This is a genomic window from Paenibacillus sp. NRS-1781 (genome assembly GCF_050467745.1).
In the GTDB taxonomy this organism is placed as follows: Bacteria; Bacillota; Bacilli; order Paenibacillales; family Paenibacillaceae; genus Paenibacillus; species Paenibacillus terrae_A.
This window is the reverse complement of sequence record NZ_JBITPI010000100.1, coordinates 1-2,424: the sequence shown is the minus strand read 5'-3', so window position 1 is coordinate 2,424 and position 2,424 is coordinate 1. Positions and strand designations below refer to the sequence as shown.

The 2,424-nt window shown below is 33.9% G+C and carries 3 protein-coding genes; 2 read left to right on the top strand and 1 reads right to left on the bottom strand.

All coding sequences use genetic code 11. The features are described 5' to 3' along the window. Window positions 1–526: 526 nt before the first annotated feature. On the bottom strand, window positions 527–781 hold the full coding sequence (locus ACIFO6_RS24065; RefSeq protein ID WP_430044571.1) for a hypothetical protein: 255 nt from the start codon (window positions 779–781) through the stop codon (window positions 527–529). A 170-nt stretch (window positions 782–951) separates the two neighbouring features. Here ACIFO6_RS24065 and ACIFO6_RS24060 point away from each other — a divergent pair, with 170 nt between their 5' ends. Together ACIFO6_RS24060 and ACIFO6_RS24055 are read left to right on the top strand one after the other, a co-directional pair. Continuing rightward, window positions 952–1,509 carry a hypothetical protein gene (locus tag ACIFO6_RS24060; RefSeq protein ID WP_430044570.1) on the top strand — a complete coding sequence of 186 codons (558 nt, stop codon included), beginning with the start codon at window positions 952–954 and terminating at the stop codon, window positions 1,507–1,509. Window positions 1,510–2,187: 678 nt separating this feature from the next. Continuing rightward, on the top strand, window positions 2,188–2,424 hold a 237-nt coding region (locus tag ACIFO6_RS24055), incomplete at its 3' end, for a hypothetical protein (protein ID WP_430044567.1).

Here is a 2,424-nt window from a genome sequence, read left to right as displayed (position 1 = left end):
ATTGTTACTGTACCTGTTCAGCCGCACAGCCATAATCAGAGAATACAACTTCAAGAACAAATTGGAGGAATCTGAACGGATAGGAACAAAACAATCCCTGCCAACCAATTAAGGTAACGGGGATTGTTTTTATTATTTAATATTTACTTTTTTCTGAATATGAATATCCCGATAAGTGCAACAACTATTATAGCGAGAATTCGCCATGAATGCGGTAGAAATTTAGTTAACCATAGGGCAGCAAATACTGTAGCTATTGCCAGATAGCCTAATCGTTCATTGGGTTCAAATTTCTTCCTATTGAAGAATACATTCAAATAGCCTATCGGCGGGGTTATAATGATCATTAAAATTATGACCATTGGTCTTAAATACCACTTTCTTTTCATTCTTCCTCCGTTATTCGTCGTTGTTAATCACAGTTATTAAAGGAATATAGCACCGATAGCTCTAGCGATAATATCAGCTAACCACGCAGCTACACCTATATACTGCATAGCATGCGGGATCAGTTTGATTTTAATCCTTACTTTTTATTATCATTTACTAATTTTAGTATCGGATTAAGGAATTCCTCCAAAAAGAAGCTCCCTCCTTCACTGGGAGTAGACACTTTAGTGTGGTCAAAAGATTCAAAATCTTCTGGTGTTGAAATATGATAAAGTGAGCTATTTTCCATTAATTCTCCTAAATCCTTATATTCATATTTCGGACGGGCAAAGCAAAGAACTCCAGGATATTCAAGTATATATAAGTGAGTATCAGTCAATCTATACTCCATACAGTACCACCTCCAAAATTATGTTATAAAATTCATGATACATTACCATGAAAATAAAAACAATTTAATACAAAAAAAGGGAGACAATAGTGATGCATGTGATATATAATTAATGAAGTTTATGGAAAAAATAATTTTTTCTAAATGAAACTATTAAGGAGAGGATCAAATTGAAAAAATTAGTTTGTTTAGTTCTGTCATTAATCTTTTTGTCAGTAGCCTATCTTCCAACAGCAACATATGCTGAACAAGGGAGTGAACAGTCTTATGTTACAAAATATGATATCTACATAGACCCAAACTCAAAAAATGATCAGTCTAGCCCCCCGTTTAACTCTTTTAGCGCAGTAACTAATGATGTCTATGACTCTTCGTCGAAAATCATTAAACCAACAGGCTATGCAGGGGAGTTAATAGTTACATGTGATCAAATAGCGGGACGGATGTATTGTAACTGGAATATAATCCTGAGTTCACAATATCAAATTAGTTATGTGAACTTTGATATGCATTTTCAAAAATCCGGTTTAGGTACTTGGGACACAATCGGGAGGAAAGGGATTACTAAGAGGGGTTCCTTAACAAATAGACAGGGTGATCAAGAAAGTTTCTACATTGCTGATTGGGGGAAAGGTTATTATAGAGCTAGAGTAAGCGGTAATATTACTACTGTGAGTAGCGGTGTAGCTTACATGCTGCCTCAGAATTCAAATACAGTCCCATTATGATCCTACTTTGTTTCGGCGTATTGTAATTAAAATCCCCGCAACCTTAAGGTAACGGGGATTGTTTTTATTATTTAATATTTACTTTTTTCTGAATATGAATATCCCAATAAGTGCAACAACTATTATAGCGGGAATTCGCCATGAATGCGGTAGAAATTTAGTTAACCATAGGGCAGCAAATACTGTGGCTATTGCCAAATAGCCTAATTGTTCATTGGGTTCAAATTTCTTCCTATTGAAGAATACATTCAAATAGCCTATCGGCGGGGTTATAATGATCATTAAAATTATGACCATGGGTCATAAATACCACTTTCTTTTCATTCTAAACTTTTTTTCATCAGGAAGCGTTTTGAGATCTCCATCCCCTACATTCGTTGCAAATGCACCTTCAAACCTAAACCCCGATTATAAAAGCTTATTCTCATATTCTTTGAATCACTTTTAAGCTTATATGAATCAATAGTTCTTTCTGTGCCTAAATCAATCATAACCATCTTATCTTTAGGAAGTAAAACGGTACAAAAGTAAAATTTATTGTTAATTAAATACTTTTTTCTAAAATGAGATTGAATTTTGTAATGTGTTTTAATGTTCGACAAATTTCCCCTTACTTCTCACTATACAAAGTGTAATATTTATAACTGTTTGAAATATTTGTATAGGAGGAGAATTATTGTGAAAATTTTCAAGAAAGTGTTCGTCCCTTTATTGGCATCAGCATTGCTCTGCGCAACTGTTTTACCTTCGGTAAGTAATGCTGAACAAATTACCAAGTCAGAAGAAAATTTGGTCCAAACAGAAGTTGTACAGACTGAAAAAGGTAAAGCTGTTATCACAACAAACTTTGAAAATGATGATCACCGAATCACTACGGTTGTTGAAAATGGAAAAACAACTAAAATTGAATATTTC

Excerpts from the sequence above, each read along its gene's own strand:
- ACIFO6_RS24065 (WP_430044571.1), bottom strand. The coding sequence starts at position 781 with ATGGAGTATAGATTGACTGATACTCACTTATATATACTTGAATATCCT.